Below are 17,929 nucleotides of genomic sequence, written 5' to 3'. Positions count from 1 at the left end.
AATAAACTTAAAAAACCATGAATAACACTAAAAAGGAGTTGTCGTCGGACCAACGGGAAGAACTACTCAGCGTATTGAAGGCGCGCTTTGAGAAAAACAAAAACCGACACCAGGAGTTGGAATGGACTAACGTACTGGCAAAGCTGGAAGCCAACCCCGAAAAACTGTGGTCGCTTGATGAAATGGAAATCAGCGGTGGCGAACCCGATGTGGTGGGCTATGATGCAAAGACCGACGAGTTTATTTTTTATGATTGCGCAGCAGAAAGTCCTAAAGGTCGCAGAAGTGTATGTTATGACCATGAAGCACTGGAGTCACGGAAAGAACATAAACCTGAAAACAGTGCCGTTGAGATGGCCGCCGACATGGGCATTGCGCTTTTAACGGAAGAACAATACCGACAGTTGCAGCAATTGGGGAATTTTGATCTGAAAACCTCAAGCTGGGTACAAACGCCCGCCGAAATTAGAAAGCGCGGTGGTGCCCTCTTTTGCGACCGTCGCTACGACACCGTCTTTTTGTATCACAACGGTGCCGAATCTTACTACGCTGCCCGAGGGTTTCGTGGCTCGCTAAGGGTTTGAGCCATTTAAAAGTCTTTGGTTGTTTTTTGCAAAATAGCCCAATAGTACAAAACGTCCTTCTTACATTTAACCATCACTTAATGGTTTATTCATATCCGCGTAATACCGGGAGGGTACTTTTGCAAATAAAACGCTATGCAAAAAATATTACTCTCTCTCGCGCTGTTATTCGTCATCATCAGTTGCGACGATCACCGTCTTGACCCCGCCAACGAAAACCCCTCTACTTTTGCCGAAATAGGTAGTATCGACATTGGCGATATTGGCGCGGCTGAAATCAGCGCCTACGACCCCGTCACGGGTCGGCTCTTTGTGGTCAACAATAACGTAGCGGGGAATAACCCCATCAACAAAATCGACGTGATTGATTTTAGCAATCCTGCGGCGATGAAAGTAATCGGGAGCATCAGCATGGCCCCTTACGGCGGAGCGGTCAACAGCGTAAGTGTATACAAAGGTCAACTGGCAGCAGCCATTGAATCCCTCAATAAGCAAGAAAACGGGAAAGTGGTTATCTTCAACACCATAGATTACAAAGAATTAAAGGTGATTCCCGTGGGAGCATTGCCCGATATGATAACTTACTCACCCGACGGGCGATTTATTCTTACTGCCAATGAAGGCGAGCCAAACGACGCTTACACCGTCGACCCCGCTGGTACTGTTTCTATCATTTCGGTAGACAACAACTATTCGGTTGTTACGCTTGATTTTGCGGCTTTTGCCCCCCAACTCTCCGCATTGATGGCTAAGGGTTTTCGGCTATACGGCCCTGGCGCCGACATCGTTAAAGATATTGAGCCTGAATACATTACCGTTTCTGAAGATTCAAAAACGGCGTGGGTGACCTTGCAGGAAAACAATGCCATTGCCAAAATCAATCTCGCGTCAAAAACCATCACTGACATTTTTCCGTTAGGCTTCAAAAATTACAATTTGGACGAAAACGCCATCGACGTAAGTGATCAGGACAATGCCGTAGCGTTTAAGAAATGGCCCGTATTTGGCATGTATCAACCCGACGCAATTGCCGTAGTAGAAACTGGCGGAACCCCTTATTTATTTACCGCCAATGAAGGAGATGCCCGCGAATACACCGGATTCTCGGAGATACGCAGGATAAGCGCCAATGCCGTTACGCTTGACCCTGCCGTGTTCCCCACGGCTGTCACGCTGAAACAAGCGACGCAATTGGGCCGCCTAAACATCACCACAACCCTCGGAAACACCGACGGGGATGGCGAACTCGAAGCACTTTACTCCTTAGGTGCCCGTTCGTTTAGTGTTTGGAATGGTGCCAATGGTAGCTTGGTATTCGACAGTAAAAACGACCTCGAAAAACGCGCCGTAACTGCAGGTGTATACGATGACGGTCGAAGCGACGATAAAGGCGTAGAACCCGAAGGCATCGCGGTTGGTACGGTAGGCGGTCGTAAGATTGCTTTTGTGGGTATGGAAAGAGCAGATGCGGTGGCAATCTACGACGTAACTAACCCCACTCTGCCGGTATTTTTACAAATACTCAAAAGCGGCGATGCTCCAGAAGGCGTTTTGTTTATTCCCGCCCAAAACAGCCCCGTTAAAAAGAGTTTGTTTGTGGTCAGCAGCGAGAACGATGGCGTCATCAAAGTGTACATGCCTCAGTAAAATTTATCCTTAATACAAAAATAGGCTGTCCTGCTATGCGGGGCAGCCTATGTCATTTTAGCATTACCGAAGCTTTTACAAATTTTGTGTTTTATCAATGAGGTCTACATTCTACTTAAGAAGGTTATTAAGCCGTTTTGCTAATTTTCCTTGCCCAAACGCCGTAAAATCGGTTAATTGCCTGCTTACTTCGACAAACCCATGAAAAAAATTCTCCTTGTTTGCCTTTTAGGATATCTGCCCTTGAGTAGTTTCGCTCAGGAGTTGGCGAAAGACACCGTGGCCATTAAAAATGTCATTGCCGATTTTTTTGAGCTGTTCTCCCAAAATGACCTCAAATACATGGAGCGCAACTGCACGCCCGAGTTTGAACTCTACGAAGTGGGGTATCTCTGGACAACTGATACCTTGCGTAACTTCGTGGCCAAACGGCAGGCGCAGAAGCGGGTGTGGGTAAGAACCAATGCCTTTAACTTCATTCGGATCAACGTCAAAAAAGACATTGCGTGGGTGGGGTATTACAATACCGCCTCGCTAACCCATGCCGAGACCAACGAAAAAAGAACCGTCAAATGGCTAGAAAGTGCCATTTTGGTTAAGAAAAACCGCCGCTGGTGGCTGACTCAAATGCACTCTACCCCGATGCCCAAATAAACTGGTTTTTGAGTCTTTTTCGGTGGAAATCAGGGAAGTAAAAATCTACCCTTGTTTTCCTTTTAGACGTACATTCCAAATCTGCTATTTGGTTTTTAAACCTCCGAAATCTCTGAAATACCATGCAAAAACCATTTCTTTTTACCGTTGTAGCGCTGTTCGTGGCCACTCAACTGCTGATAGCTCAATCGGGCAAAGTATTTGATAATCTGAGTGTGCCGAGTAAAATCCTGAAAAGCGATCGAAAATTTGCCATTTATCTACCACCCAATTATGAGACCTCGCAGCGTACGTATCCCGTACTGTACCTCCTCCACGGCGCTGGCGACGACCAAACGGGCTGGGTGCAATTTGGTGAAGTACAGCATATTGCCGAAAAAGCATTCAGTGATGGCACCGCTACGCCCATGATAATCGTTATGCCCGATGCCAACACGGGCACCCGTGGCTACGCCAACGACCCCAAAAATGAATGGCGTTACGAGGATTTTTTCTTTCAGGAATTGATGCCTTACGTGGAGAAAACCTACCGGATTAAGACCGAAAAACGGTTTAGAGCGGTGGCGGGTTTATCTATGGGCGGCGGCGGCTCGTTTACCTACGCGCTGCATCATCCAGAGTTGTTCTCGTCGGCCTGCCCGCTCAGCGCAGCTACGGGGCCGCTTACTTTGGAGGATGTAAAAGCCCAGTTAAAACGAACGAAGCCCGATGTGACTTACACCGATGCCGAAATGGAAGCGTACTACAAGCGTCAGAGTGTGTTGGAATTAATCAAAAATGTACCCGACGACCAAAAAAAGGCGGTGCGCTGGTACATAGATTGTGGCGATGATGATTTTCTTTTTGAGGGTAACTCTTTGGTACACATAGCGATGCGAAAGAAAGAAATTCCGCACGAATTCCGCATTCACGACGGCGGGCATACTTGGACGTATTGGCGCAAAGCCTTACCCACGGTGCTATCGTTTGTATCCGATGCGTTTCATCAATATTGATTTAAGAGCAAGAAGTCAGTTTTTGGGTTTGTGCCAGTGGCGGTGTTTTTCACCGCCTTTTTTTTGCGCCATAGAGGAGCCTCTCTCAAGATGGTACAGAGAATGATAGGTCGCCCATCGCTTCAATACAAAAACATATAACCATCTGTTTATCAATACAAAAACATGTATTTTCTATAAAATATCAGCTTAAAACCTGACAATTGTCATTCCTTGCTGCCTCCGAATTCATGACCTTACTCCAAGGAATTTAACTCCTTTGGTAGAACATGGAAACACAGAAAAAACACATCGACGAATTGCACGCTGAACATCAAACATGGCTGACGGAGGCGAAATTTTACGCAGACGAATTGAGCATTTTCAACAAAAGACTGGAAGAAATCGCTGCTGAAAACACCGCCCAAGAGGTAAAAATACAGGTTGAACATTTCCAAAATCAATTCATTATTCAACAAGAGCAATTGGACACGCTCAATCACGAAGCGGTTATTCATGAGCAATGGCTGGCCAATTATGCCAAAGAAAACCCCGTGGCGATAGACCGCCACCTTTTTGGCGACCACCAAGCCACCCACGCTAAAATCACCACCTTCAAAGAAATCTATGCCGATCTAAAAGCGGAGTTTAATCGCTTTTTAGCCGACCGAATGTAATGCAATCAACGTGTTATGAATTACTCCGTCAATTTCAGGGATATAAAGCTCACTGACCTGCCGTCGGTGGGTGGCAAAAATGCTTCGTTGGGCGAAATGCTCAGCACTCTTTCACCGCAGGGCATCCAAATCCCCGATGGATTTGCGCTGACCGCCGATGCTTTTCGGTTGTTTCTGCATGAAAATAGATTTGTGGAACCACTCACCGAATGGCTTGCGGAACTGGATATCAACACCCTCTCTAACCTCCCCGAAATCGGTCAAAAATGCCGTGATTTGATTGGTAGCGGGGTGCTTCCAGAAGTCGTAAAGCAGGAAACGCTGCTTGCCTATCACCTTTTGGCGAACAATGCGCCTATTTCGGTGGCCGTAAGGAGCAGTGCCACCGCCGAAGATCTGCCAACGGCTAGTTTCGCAGGGCAGCACGATTCTTTTTTGAACGTCGAAGGCGAAGACAACCTGTTGAACGCAGTGATAAAATGTTACGTTTCGCTGTTCAACAACCGCGCCATCAAATACCGTATCGACAACGGATTTGAGCACTTGAAAGTGGCGCTTTCGGTGGGGGTGCAGCAGATGATTCGGTCGGACAAAGGCTCGGCGGGCGTGGCTTTTACGCTGGACCCCGAGACGGGTTTTACCAACGTAATTTACCTCACCGGTGCTTGGGGACTGGGCGAAAACGTCGTGCAAGGAGCCGTGAACCCCGACGAATTTTACCTGTTCAAACCCGCCATTCAAGCGGGGCAACGGAGCATTATCCAGCACCGCATGGGAGCCAAAGAAAACATGATGGTGTATTCGACGGGCACCGAGCGGCCAATTATCAACATTGCCACACCCCGCGAAAAGCGAGACGTATACTGCCTTTCGGACACGGATGTCGAGCAGCTTGGGCGCTGGTGTTCTCAAATCGAACAACACTACGGAATGCCCATGGACATCGAATGGGCCAAAGACGGGCTGACGGGAGAGCTGTTTATTGTGCAGGCTCGCCCCGAGACCGTACAAACCCAAAAACAGGCCAAAGGCATTGGCATCAAAGAATATAAAATTCATTCGAGCGCGTTGCCCATCTGTAAAGGCAAGGCCGTGGGGCGCTCCATTGTAAGCGGTCGGGTGAGCATAGTGGACTCGCTGGCAGATGCGGGGAAAGTCCAACAAGGTGACATTATTGTGGCCGACATTACCAATCCCGACTGGAACGCACTTCTCAAAAAAGCGGTCAGCATCGTGACCAACAAAGGAGGGCGCACCAGTCACGCGTCGATTGTGGCGCGTGAATTGGGTATTCACGCGGTAGTGGGCACGATGGATGCGACCCAAAAACTCAAAGATGGCCAAATCATCACCGTTTCTTGCATTGAAGGAGATGAAGGGCGGGTGTATGACGGTAAATTGGAATGGGAAGAGCACGAAATCAATTTTGGCAACGATACCCAGACCCGCACCAAGCCGATGTTTATTTTGGCCGACCCCGACAACGCTTTCCGACTCTCGTTTTATCCCAATGAGGGCGTGGGTTTGCTGCGCATGGAGTTTATCATTGCCAACGCCATTCGGATTCACCCGATGGCACTCGTGCTATACGACACCCTGCCCGAAAGCAACGACAAAAAGGCGATTGAAGCCATCACGCGGCATTATCACGACAAAAAGAAATACTTTATTGAAAAACTCTCCGAGGCCGTGGCCACGGTGGCGGCGGCCTTTTATCCCAAGGATGTCATCATCCGGATGAGTGATTTCAAAACCAACGAATATAGTCAACTGATTGGCGGGGCGCTTTATGAACCCAAAGAAGAAAACCCAATGTTGGGTTTCCGGGGCGCATCGAGGTATTATCATGAACGTTACCGCGAAGGATTTGGCATGGAATGCGAGGCCATCCGCATCGTTCGGGACGAAATGGGCCTCACCAACGTGAAGGTGATGATTCCTTTTTGTCGTACCGTAGACGAAGGCCGCAAAGTCTTGGAGGTGATGAAAAGCTTTGGGTTGGAACGAACCAAAAACGGTTTGGAAGTCTACGTCATGGCCGAAATTCCGAGCAATGTGATTTTGGCGAAACAGTTTGCCGAAATTTTTGACGGATTTTCCATCGGCTCCAACGACCTCACCCAACTTACCCTTGGCATCGACCGCGACTCGTCCATCATCAGCGGATTGTTTGATGAAAACAACGCCGCCGTGAAAGAAATGTTGGCGATGGTGATTCAGTCGGCCAAACAATCAGGCACTAAAATTGGCCTCTGCGGACAAGCCCCAAGCGACTATCCAGCCTTTGCCCAATTTCTGGTAAAAGAAGGAATCGACAGTATTTCGTTCACGCCCGATGCGCTACTGAAAGGAATTGAAAACATTGTTATCGCCGAAAAAACACTTTAGTACACCATTTTAACCAAAAGAATATGAGCCGTTTACAAAACAAAGTTGCCATCATTACGGGAGCCGCAGGAGGCATGGGAGAATCCGAAGCCAAGCTGTTTGCCCAAGAGGGGGCCAAAGTACTAGCCACCGATGTTCAGTTTGAAAAAATGCAACAATGGGTCACCGAAGCCCAAAAGGCAGGGTTAACCATTGAATGCATTGCCCACGATGTAACATCGGAAGCAGATTGGAAAAAAGTGGCCGACAAAGCCGTTGAATTATACGGAAAAATTGATATTTTGGTCAACAACGCGGGCGTCTATCCCGCAGGAGCAACCACCGACAATACCGAGAAAGCCAGTTGGGACAAAATCATTGCTATCAACCTAACAGGGCCTTTTCTGGGTGTGAAAGCGGTGGTACCAGCCATGAAACAAAACGGCGGCGGAAGTATCATAAACGTGGCGTCCATTGCGGGCAACGTGGGCGGTAACGGGCCAGCCTATACGGCCTCCAAAGGTGGGCTTCGGCTGTTGACCAAAGATATGGCCATTGAATATGCTAAAGATAACATTCGCGTAAACTCCCTACACCCGGGCGGTGTACTGACCCCCATGACCGATTTCTTTACGCACGTACCCGGCGCCGAAGAACTCATCAAAAACACCTCGCCATAGGGACGCCTCGCCGACCCGAAAGAACTCGCCTACGGCGCATTGTTCATTGCCTCCGACGAGTCTTCTTTTATGACGGGTGCCGAGTTGGTGCTCGACGGCGGGTTGATTGCCCGATAGATATTTATTGATGAAGGCGGATGTTTAAATCCGCCTTCGTTTTTGGGCTATTAATAGGAATTTCTTTCATTCTGAGTGCTTTTTACCCAGTACAAGCTACAATTTTACCTTAGTTGCCACACTCGTAATGCTTACTGTACCCGCTTTCGTACCCGAGGTATAGATACCATCTTTGTACAGGCCGTCGGTGACTGTGCCCGTTGAGCTTCCTCCCAAAAAGACGTCGTAGGAGGTGTCTTTTTTGAGTTCGGGGGAGGAAAACGCCACAGATTGGTATTTTTTGGTGGATTTGAAGGTTAGAATATCTTTGCCTTCACTGTCCTGAATATGTACCAAAGAGCCCGCCTGCTGCGCCGTAGTAAGGGTAATCAACACTGAATTTTGCGTCGAGCTTGTACCTGGAATTTGCGCCATTCCAGAGCTACCCACCGCCAACAGATACCCTCCCGTAATCTTGAAAGAGCGATCATAATCTACGGCAGCATTGTTGTTGGCCGTGGTTCCGTTGACGATTATAACACCCCCCGTCATTTCGGCTGTGCCGTTTACATCCACGCCGTCGCCGTTGGCATCCATCCAGATGTAGCCGCCATTCATGTAAAAATAATAACTACCCGAGGCTGTTGCTGATTCACTGCTTCCACCCGCCGCATTGAGGCCATCGTCGCTAGATACGATGTGAATAGTGCCGTCGTTGACGGTGATGATTTTACTCTCGATTCCTTCGTAAGACTTAGTAATGTTGATGTTTCCTCCGTTAATTGTCAACTTGCTTTCGGCATGAATCCCGTCGTCGCCCGCTGAGATTGTCATGGTTCCCTTCTCAATAATAATATAGCCCAATGCCGTATTTTCGTCATTGTTGGATTTGAGCCCATCGGTTTTTGCCGTCACGTTGATTGCCCCGTCTTTGATGATGAGATAATCTTTTCCTCGGATGCCGTCATCAGCGGCCGTTACGTTGAGGGTTCCACTTTTGATGATAAGACCGTCTTTGCTCGCAATGCCGTCGTTGAATTTGCCAGTTACGGTCAGCGCGCCATTACCAAAAATGGTCAAATCTGCCTTGCTGAACAAGGCCGCGTTCGGCTCTTCGTCGGCGGGTATGTCATAAACGTAAGTGGCCCCGTCGGTGAGTTTATTTTGGGTGTTGTCGGCCAGAACGACAAGTGCCTTTCCCGCTTTTTTTATATAAATCGCGGCGCTGTTTGAACTCGTAATGTCCACACCGTTAAGGATAATCCTCACTACACCCTTGTCTTCATTGTTCACCACAATTTGGCCGTTGGTCAAGGTGCCGCTGATGCTGTAAGTTCCCGCCGCTTTGATGGTAGCAACTGCCCCCGCTACGCTAACACCCGCATTATTGGCCGTAATTGAGGTTCCGTTCAGCACAATAGGAATCACATCAGTACTGTTCCATGTGTAATCGCTATCCGCTTCATGCACTTCAATACTGTCTTCGTCTTCGGAAGGCAATACGTCCGAGCCATCTTTACAGGCAATCAACAGCGATGCGATTATGGTCAACATCATCCATAAAGGCAGGTTTTTCTTATTCATTCTTTTCATTCTTTTCATTCTTTTGGGTGTCGGTAGTATTCGTAAAATCTAACTTGATTTATTATCAGACGTTACGCACAGGAAGTTTACAGTGTTGCAAAAAAAGTCACTACACATGAAAATGAAGGAAGAAGTGAGAGCGAAACTACACCGTTTGTATTCTAATTAACGATGCAAGTGCCCAAATTAAGTACGTGTAGTTAAACCAAAGCCGACAGGCACTATCTAATCTCCGTGTATATTTTGAACGTTAACGCTTCACCATGCCATGAAAAAATCCATCTTTTACTTTCTACTCCTTGCCTTATGTGCCTGCAAAACATCCGAAACACCTTCCAAACAGTACGACTTTTCAACGGTCGACACGTTTATCGAAGAAAACCTCGCGGCCTACCAAAATAATATTGTGGTGCTGGTAGCCCAGAACGGAAAGCTGATTTACCAAAAAGAAGTTAACCTGAGCGCACACGACAATCGGCTCATTGCTTCAGCGTCTAAATGGCTCTCAGGTGCGGTGATAATGTCGTTGGTAGATGACAAAAAATTAGCCCTTGATGATACCGTCGGTAGTTTTCTTCCTATTTTCACGCAGTATAAAAAAGGGCATATTACCATCCGACAGTTGTTTTCGCACACGTCGGGATTTCCTGGAGATTCACCCCAAAATTACGAATATCGTGCCAATCTGACCTTGGCCGAAGCGGTGGATTCATTGGCCACTTACACCCCTTTACTCCATCGGCCAGGTACTACTTTCAACTACGGTAGCGTAGGAATGCACATCGCGGGCCGCATTGCCGAAGTAGTGTCTGGTAAATTATGGCAAACTTTATTTAACGAAAAAGTTGCCATCCCCTGCGAAATGTCCGCTTCTTACTTACTCACAGGTGCCAAAAATCCCCTCATTGCGGGAGGGGTGTGGACGTCGGCCCACAGTTACTTGAACTTTTTGGAAATGATTGCCAACAAAGGCACTTTTAATGGAAAACGTATTTTGAGTGAAAAGTCCGTCGCCGAAATGCTCAACGACCAAACAAGGGGTGCGGTCATTGAAGGTACGCCTTATCCTTCCAATCCCTATTCCAATTTTCCGACTCCCGTGGTCCGTTACGGAATCGGCAATTGGCTGGATGTGGTCAACACTTCAGGAAATGTCTTCGAAACCAGCAGCCCGGGGCTTTTCGGGACGCATCCCTGGCAGGATTCCAAGAACAATGTCGTAGGGATTATTTTTACGAAAACGGAACAAAAACTGAGCAACGCGACCAGTTTGCAACTACGCGCAAAAATTCGGGCCATTATTGAAAAATAATCCGTGCGTATAACCGTAGTTCATGGGTTATTGTGGCTTTTCTAAGCAATAACCTATCACATACGAATGAAAAGAAGAAAGTTTATGGCGGCCTCCTCCTTGCTTGGGCTCGGGGCCGTTTCGCCAAAATTAGCTGCTCAATCAGTTAAAAAAAACGATAAAGAAGTCTACGAATTGCGGTCGTACGAGACTAAAATGGGCGGCATGGGTCGTTTGGAAGCCTACATACAAACCGCCTTGATGCCTGCGCTCAACCGCATGGGAGCCAGTAAAGTGGGGGTGTTTAAGGAAATGAGCAAGGACGACCCCGCTAAATTGCACGTGCTGATTGCCTACGCTACGCAGGAGCAATATTTCCAGATTCACGGTCAACTGAAAACCGATGCCGACTACCTCAGCGCCGCCGATGCGTACCTAAAAACTCCCGTCGATAAAGCTACGTTTGACCGAATGAGTAGTTCCCTGATGGTTGCCTTTGACGGGATGCCCAAATTGGCTACGCCCGCCAAAGAACCGCGTATCATGGAACTCCGAACCTACGAAAGCTACAACGAAGACGCCGCCCGTCGCAAAATCAAGATGTTTAACGAAGGAGAAATTGCTATTTTTAACAAAGTCAAACTCAATATTGTCTTCTTTGGCGAAGTCCTTATCGGGCCGCGTATGCCATGTCTGACCTATATGCTAACCTTTAAAAACATGGAAGAGCGCAACGCCAACTGGGCGCAGTTTAGCGCTGACCCCGACTGGAAGCAGCTTTCGCAAGCGCCCGAATACGCCAATAGCGTTTCGAGAATTGCGCGTATCTTTCTGGAACCCACGGCCTATTCGCAGATTTAAGACCCATTGGGGGAACACGAAAAACGGGTGGTTTTGCAGCTAACGCTTGCAAAACCACCCGTTCTGTATTAATTTTCTTGACAAAAAAATGTATAATCTATGGCAACGCGAAGGCTACGTAACTGTCGCCTTTGGGCGTGCCGAGCTTGGTGCCACCGCAGGCAATGACCACGTACTGTTTTCCGTTGGCCTGATAGGTGCTTGGCGTGGCAAAACCCGCCGCTGGGAGTTTGGTTTCAAACAATAGCTGCCCCGTTTTTTTGTTAAACGCCCTAAACATTCCGTCTTTGGTGGCGGCAATAAATAACACACCGCCCGCCGTAATGACTGGGCCACCGTAGTTTTCGCAACCCGTCGGGGCTATTCCTTTCGCCGTCAGCTCTTTAAACTCTCCTAACGTGATTTTCCAAGCGTATTCACCCGTATTGAGGTTGATGGCGCTCAACTGCCCCCAAGGTGGATTGATGCCGGGGTAGCCGTCTTTATCCAAAAATTTATTGTAACCCGTGGTTTTGTAAGGCACACTCGAAAACTTATCTACTACTGCCGCGCTGCCAGCTTCTTTTTTCTCTTCTCCAAACAAAAAGGCAATCAGCGCGTCTTTTTCGGCGGGTTTTAGGTACGAAAATCCCGGCATCATTCCTTTTCCATTGCTGACCAACGTGTGAATGTAGGCCCGGTCGCGACGGGTATTAATGTCTACCAACGACGGATACCCACTCTTGGGATTTCCTTTGCGGTCGGCACCGTGGCAGGCGGTGCAGTACTGCACGTAGGCGCGTTCGCCCGTGGGGAGCATCGCCAACTTATCCATTTTTGGTTTGTCCACAATCGTCATAATCCAAGGCATTTCATTCGAATTTACGTACAAGATGCCCGTTTCGGGGTCGTAGCCCGCTCCGCCCCACTCCCCACCACCGTCGTAGCCGGGAAAAATCAACGTTCCTTCTTTGCTTGGTTGCTCAAACTGATTGCGATGACGTACACTGCGTAGCATAGCGGCCAATTCATCCCGATTGGCGGCGAAAGGATTAATTTCGTCCATAGTCAGCGTTTGCCGCGAAAAAGGCGCCGGCTTGAGCGGTACGGGCTGGGTAGGCCAAGGTTTTTCGCCGGGCACTCCATTGGTGGGCACTGGAATTTCTTTGATGGGGAAGAGCGATTTTCCCGTCACTCGGTCAAAGACAAACACAAAACCTGACTTGGTAATCTGCGCCACGGCATCAATCTTTTTCCCGTCTCGATTGACCGTCACAAGCGTGGGAGCCGAAGGCAAATCGCGGTCCCATACGTCGTGGTGCACAAATTGAAAATGCCAAAGTCGCTTGCCAGTAGCGGCATCGAGTGCCAACAAACAATTGGCAAACAAGTTTTGGCCGGGCCGATTGCCGCCGTAGAAATCATACCCCGCCGAGCCAGTGGGCACAAAAAGAATGCCCCGGTCGCGGTCTACGGCCATACCAGCCCAGTTGTTGGCTGCGCCTACGTCTTCATTTTTGTAGTTATTTTTCCCCCAAGTTTCGTAGCCCACTTCGCCAGGATGTGGAATGGTCCGGAAGGTCCATGCCAGTTTGCCGGTGCGTACGTTAAAAGCCCGAATGTGGCCTGGAGCCGCATCAGGGCCTTCTGACAGGCGTACGGGCATGATAATCAAATCTTTAAAAATAGTACCTGGGGTATTAGAACAGATAAATTTATCTTTTGCCGATGCTGGCAAACCATTGTGTAAGTCCATCCGACCGTTTTCGCCGAAAGATTCAATAGGTCTTCCCGTTTTTGCTTCCAGTGCGTAGAGCCACTGCCCCGCGCTGAAAAAGATACGTTTGTCGTTGCCGTCTTCCCAGTAGGTCACGCCCCGGTTGGTATTAAACCATTGAGGGTCTTTGGAGTCTTTGTATTTCCAAAGTTCTTTTCCCGTTGCGGCATCCAGCGCAAATACCTGCACAGAGGCCGTAGTGCCGTACAGGATGCCATCGACCATGATGGGATTGCACTGAATTTGCCCCGTAGTATCGCCTGAATGATACTCCCACGCGACCTGTAAACCTTTGACGTTTTCGGTCGTAATTTGGGTGAGGCTCGAATAATGCGTTCGCTCGGGACCGCCCAAAAATTCACTCCAACCCGTGTATCGGTTTTTATCATCAGCGCCAGAATACCACGCCGAAACGAGAAGGGCCGCGCTGGCAATCGTGATTTTAGACAAAGAACTTAATTTCATAGAGAACAATTTTTAACTGACTCTATAAGTAGCATTTGGCCATTTTTTCACGTAACAAATCTATAAAAGACGCTTGCCAAATAATAAAAGCCAGCAATATTCTTCCCTGCCTATATTTGTTTTATAAGCCTTAACTGGTATTTTTACCAACAGTCTCTGTACCATTGTTTTTATTGGTATATAATTTCTCTCTTCCAAACCCAATATTTTGTTTTAAGAAAAGTAGTCTAAATGGCACGGTTCGTGTGAAAGATTGTATTGATAGCTACCCAAAATATTGGTCCGTTATGACTCTAAAAGGGCTTTTTCAAGGATTGTTCTTGTTGATACTGACTTCGGTATTGCCTGCATTGGCAATGGAAGTTGATTCGACTGACACGAGTATTTCTATGCCTTTAAAGCCCACCGCTGGGGTCGCAATTATCCCTCGACATAGCCCCGCACCTCTCCCCGCCAAAGCGCCGAAAATGACGGATAAACGCTTTCGTCAACTGAATAATGCAGGTATTCAACAGGCTTATCAACTTAAACTTCAGACGTCCCAATCACTCTTCTTGCAAGCGCAGGAACATTCCTCCGTCAATGATACCTTATTGTACAATCTCTCACTCATAACAGGTTTGCTCAAAAACTACAATGATGCCTTAGAAATAATGACACAAACGGGTGTTGGGCGGCGGTATCTGCACAACAAAGGGGTTTGGGAAGCGCAAAAAGGAGAAATTAATAAAAGCTTGGCTACTTGGGCGTTGGCCCAACCCACCGACACGCTGTTGTTCAATATGGCCTTGGCCGAGTACCGTCTCAATAATCTATCGGGAGCGCAAGAGCACACCAAACGGATTGGATTTGCCAAAGCCGCCGAATTTCACGAACTGTACGCCAACATTTTTTTTCGGTTGGGTGATTACAAAAATGCCGAAAAACTCTACCAAAAAGCCGAAAAATTTACCCTCAAAACGGGACGAAGAGCTACGGGGCCGAGATTGTTGGTTCAGCGCGGGAACACCCACCTTGCCCAGCAGGAATATGAACAGGCGGAGGTATTGTACCGCGAATATTTAGAATTAAAAGACCCTTATTATCGTTTTTCTGCCCATTTGGGGCTTGGCCACGCGCTCTATCGACAGCGTAAATACCAACTTGCCGTGTTGGAATACGATGCGGCCTGCCGCCACAATGAATCATCGGCCGAAGCGTGGTTGAGCCTCGGCAATGCGTATGTAGGCACCAACGGCCAACGACAAGCACAGAAGGCTTTTGAACGCGCGCTCGACCTGGACTCAACCCAAAAAAGTGCTTGGCTGGGATTAGGAATGGTCAATTATCGCTTACGAAATTTTGGAGAAGCGGTCTGCTGTTTTGAGCAAGCAGGCGAGATTCTGAGTGTAAAAAACCGCAATCACGCTGATTTTTTTGCGGCACGTGCTTTTTGCCGTTTGTACACCGAACAATCAAAACTCGCCAAAGACGATGTGCAAACGGCCGTTCGGCTCGCGGGCAATGGGCTACTCCCGTGTTTGGCCATGAGTGAATATTTACGCATTGAGGGATATTTTCTTTCTTCCCTAAAATGGCTCGAAAGGGCCATTCAGGCTAATGATGAAGTAAGTGTACGGATGCTCGTAAATCGGGGAAATATTTACCTCAAATGCCGCGAATACGACGATGCGATGGATGACTTTTCGCAGGCGCACCGCATGGACCCGAGCAACGTAAATGCGAGCAACGGCTTGGCGATTTCGCTCTTAAACAAAGATGAAATCGACCGCGCAAAAGTATTGTACGACAGCCTACTACGGCAACGAAAACTCGCCATGCTCTACAACAACCGGGGCATCGTTCAGTCGTATATGTCGCTAAGAGAGCGCCATGAGCGCAACCACAAAGATGAGGCCAAATTTTCAACGCTGTCGATGCAGGACTTTGATAAAGCGCTAGAAGTTGACTCCACAAAAAGACCGTACTATGTCAATATCGGCAATGTGTACAAAAATCGAAACGAAGAAACACCCGCCATTGAGAATTATCAACGCTACCTGAGTCCCAATGCCATCAGCAACATGGGCGTGCTGTTTGCGAAAGAAGCCCGGCGGGATTTTTCTGGGCATTACCTCGACATTGCCATCAGTTACGATACCGCCAACGTCATTTATCTCTATAACCGCGCCAAACTGTACCACGACCACTTTAAGGATGTGTTTGTGCGTCGCGCTGATTTGAAGCAGGCCTTTAAGCTCATGCCCACCAACGACATCAGCCTCAAATACAGCCCAGACGGATTTGTGACGATTTTTTTGTTTGATTACGATTTTGAAACTTATCACTTTCCCGGCGACCCACTTTTTGACGTCCAGGCGCAGCCCCTTGATGATTTTGCGTTTTTGCCCTCCATGGATTTTATCCCCATGGACGGCGGCGGGGATGTCTTTAAAAGAGGAAAAGGAGGGTATTTAGTCACTAAAAACCAAATTCGCTTCCGGCCTGCTTCGCGCAGGAGCCGAGGCAAGACAAGCTGCCCGAAGATGTAGGGGAAACTGATCAGTGATTAGGCAAAAAACAAAAGCTTTGCAGCCATATAATATAGATAAAGCTAAAGTTTTTCACCATAAAGGATATTTTCTATTACAATGATTTAATTAATAGCTTCCCAAAACACATTATAACCACTCACTTTGAAATTTTGTCTTTCAATAGGCGAAGCATTTTTCAGTAAATCCGACCATTCAAATGGTATCCAAACTTCACGCCATCATTTAACCAAAAACCCACTTAGCTGTCGGTAACTTTAACTTTTGTAAATGTTGATAAATCTTTAAACTCAGGGCGCTTTCTTGATTTTGTCGGCATTGTAAATTTAAAAATACTTCACAAATAAATCCATGATTTTTCTGACATTGGCCGTATAAGGCGGGTACAGAAACTTCATGGTACCAAATTGACGTTTAGACACGCCCCGCAGGTTGCTGAATTCCTGAAAACCAAAATACCCATTGGACTTCCCAATGCCACTGTTGTTGACCCCACCGAAGGGCAACTCCGCATTGCCGAACTGAATCATCACGTCGTTGATGACCGTATCGCCCGCCGTGGTGTTGTTCAGGAAATAATCAATGTTTTTTGAATCCGTACTATGAATGTAGAGCGCAAGCGGTTTTTCTTTGCCATTCACGTACGCAATTACCTCTTCTTTGTTTTGATAAGTCAACACGGGTAACAGCGGGCCAAAGATTTCGTCTTGCATGATTTTCATCTCGTCGCCGACGTTGGTTAGCAAAGTAGGCTCCACGTAGTTTTGCTCGGCCAGCGTTTTTCCGCCCACCACCACCGAGGCTCCTTTAGCGATGGCATCGTCCAGATAGCCTTTCAGGCGGTTGAAGTGCCGATTGTTGACTATGCGCGCATAACTGTCTGATTTTTCCGCGCCTTCACTGTACATTTTTTGGAGTGCAGCCCGATACGAAGTGATGAACTCGTCTTTTTTGGAAGCATGAATCATCACATAATCTACCGCGATGCAAGTTTGACCATTGTTTAGGCCTTTGCTCCACGCCGTCATTTCGGCAGCTTTTTGGATGTCGGCGGTTTCGTCAATAATATTGGGGGATTTTCCTCCCAGCTCTAGTGTTACGGAGGCTAGATGGTCGGCGGCGGCTCGCATGACTATTTTGCCAATTGTGGGCGCGCCCGTAAAGAAAATATGATTGAAAGGCAGTTTCAGTAGCTCGGTGGCCACCTCGGCATCTCCCTCAAAAACGGCAACTTCTTCTTCGGCAAACAAATCGCTGATCATTTTTTTAAGAAAACGCGAAGTATGGGGCGTAAGCTCTGAAGGCTTCATCATGGCTACGTTGCCTGCCGCAATGGCCGAAATGAGGGGTTTGATGGCCAATGCCAACGGATAATTCCAGGGTGAAATAATCAACACATTGCCTTTGGGCTCGTGTTTGATGTAATTGGAAGTACCTATCATACCCAACGGCGTAGGAACGCGTTGGGGTTTCATCCAGTTTTTTAGGTTTTTGCGGGCAAATTTTATCTCTGACGTAATCGTATAGACCTCTCCCAATAGCACTTCTACGGCAGGTTTGCGAAAATCGTCATACATCGCTTTCTCTACGTCGGGCAGGTGGGCCATGAGGTAGTCCAACAGTACTTTTAGTTTTTCGGCCCGCTCATCTGCGTTTGTTAATGCCACGTTGACGGCATTTTTACGTTGGGCGTCAAAAACGCGTTGTAGGTCACGGGTTAAGGTTGATTCAGCGACTGACATATTGGAATACGTTAATTATT

At 47.7% G+C, this 17,929-nt stretch carries 12 protein-coding genes and 1 pseudogene; 10 read left to right on the top strand and 3 right to left on the bottom strand.

Annotation, left to right across the window (positions count from 1 at the left end; all coding sequences use genetic code 11):
• The first annotated feature begins 17 nt into the window (after positions 1-17).
• The 7 genes and pseudogenes from DVG78_RS05135 (at position 18) to DVG78_RS05105 (ending at position 7,700) form a co-directional block, all read left to right on the top strand.
• Positions 18-584, top strand: a complete 567-nt coding sequence (locus DVG78_RS05135) for a DUF4256 domain-containing protein (RefSeq protein ID WP_114459962.1) — start codon at positions 18-20, stop codon at positions 582-584.
• Between the two features lie 135 nt (positions 585-719).
• Complete coding sequence (locus DVG78_RS05130; RefSeq protein WP_114459961.1) at positions 720-2,231, top strand: choice-of-anchor I family protein; 1,512 nt, start codon at positions 720-722, stop codon at positions 2,229-2,231.
• A 201-nt stretch (positions 2,232-2,432) separates the two neighbouring features.
• A complete protein-coding gene (locus tag DVG78_RS05125; protein ID WP_147276995.1) occupies positions 2,433-2,885 on the top strand; it encodes a DUF4440 domain-containing protein in 453 nt (150 codons plus the stop codon).
• A gap of 122 nt (positions 2,886-3,007) precedes the next feature.
• Entirely contained in the window at positions 3,008-3,880 is an 873-nt protein-coding gene (locus DVG78_RS05120; protein ID WP_114459959.1) for an alpha/beta hydrolase, read from the top strand.
• A 269-nt stretch (positions 3,881-4,149) separates the two neighbouring features.
• Positions 4,150-4,536, top strand: coding sequence for a hypothetical protein (locus DVG78_RS05115; RefSeq protein ID WP_114459958.1), 387 nt, complete (start codon positions 4,150-4,152; stop codon positions 4,534-4,536).
• Positions 4,537-4,551: 15 nt separating this feature from the next.
• A complete protein-coding gene (gene ppsA / locus DVG78_RS05110) occupies positions 4,552-6,924 on the top strand; it encodes a phosphoenolpyruvate synthase (protein ID WP_114459957.1) in 2,373 nt (790 codons plus the stop codon).
• Positions 6,925-6,947: 23 nt separating this feature from the next.
• Positions 6,948-7,700: pseudogene (locus DVG78_RS05105) on the top strand (SDR family NAD(P)-dependent oxidoreductase).
• Positions 7,701-7,796: 96 nt separating this feature from the next.
• Here DVG78_RS05105 and DVG78_RS05100 read toward each other — a convergent pair.
• Positions 7,797-9,272, bottom strand: a complete 1,476-nt coding sequence (locus tag DVG78_RS05100) for a carbohydrate-binding domain-containing protein (protein WP_158549969.1) — start codon at positions 9,270-9,272, stop codon at positions 7,797-7,799.
• A 259-nt stretch (positions 9,273-9,531) separates the two neighbouring features.
• Here DVG78_RS05100 and DVG78_RS05095 point away from each other — a divergent pair, with 259 nt between their 5' ends.
• On the top strand, positions 9,532-10,575 hold the full coding sequence (locus DVG78_RS05095; protein ID WP_114459955.1) for a serine hydrolase domain-containing protein: 1,044 nt from the start codon (positions 9,532-9,534) through the stop codon (positions 10,573-10,575).
• 66 nt (positions 10,576-10,641) lie between these two features.
• Positions 10,642-11,415, top strand: coding sequence for an NIPSNAP family protein (locus tag DVG78_RS05090; RefSeq protein ID WP_114459954.1), 774 nt, complete (start codon positions 10,642-10,644; stop codon positions 11,413-11,415).
• A 97-nt stretch (positions 11,416-11,512) separates the two neighbouring features.
• Here DVG78_RS05090 and DVG78_RS05085 read toward each other — a convergent pair whose 3' ends face one another.
• Positions 11,513-13,636, bottom strand: coding sequence for an outer membrane protein assembly factor BamB family protein (locus DVG78_RS05085; protein WP_114459953.1), 2,124 nt, complete (start codon positions 13,634-13,636; stop codon positions 11,513-11,515).
• 287 nt (positions 13,637-13,923) lie between these two features.
• On the opposite strand from DVG78_RS05085, the gene DVG78_RS05080 reads away from it, so the two are divergent.
• Entirely contained in the window at positions 13,924-16,167 is a 2,244-nt protein-coding gene (locus DVG78_RS05080; protein ID WP_147276994.1) for a tetratricopeptide repeat protein, read from the top strand.
• Between the two features lie 326 nt (positions 16,168-16,493).
• Here DVG78_RS05080 and DVG78_RS05075 read toward each other — a convergent pair whose 3' ends face one another.
• On the bottom strand, positions 16,494-17,909 hold the full coding sequence (locus DVG78_RS05075) for an aldehyde dehydrogenase family protein (protein WP_114459951.1): 1,416 nt from the start codon (positions 17,907-17,909) through the stop codon (positions 16,494-16,496).
• Between the last annotated feature and the right edge of the window lie 20 nt (positions 17,910-17,929).

This window comes from Runella aurantiaca, from assembly GCF_003339505.1.
Taxonomy (GTDB): domain Bacteria; phylum Bacteroidota; class Bacteroidia; order Cytophagales; family Spirosomataceae; genus Runella; species Runella aurantiaca.
Note: the sequence above shows the minus strand (reverse complement) of the source record. Positions and strands in the feature narration are given on the sequence as shown.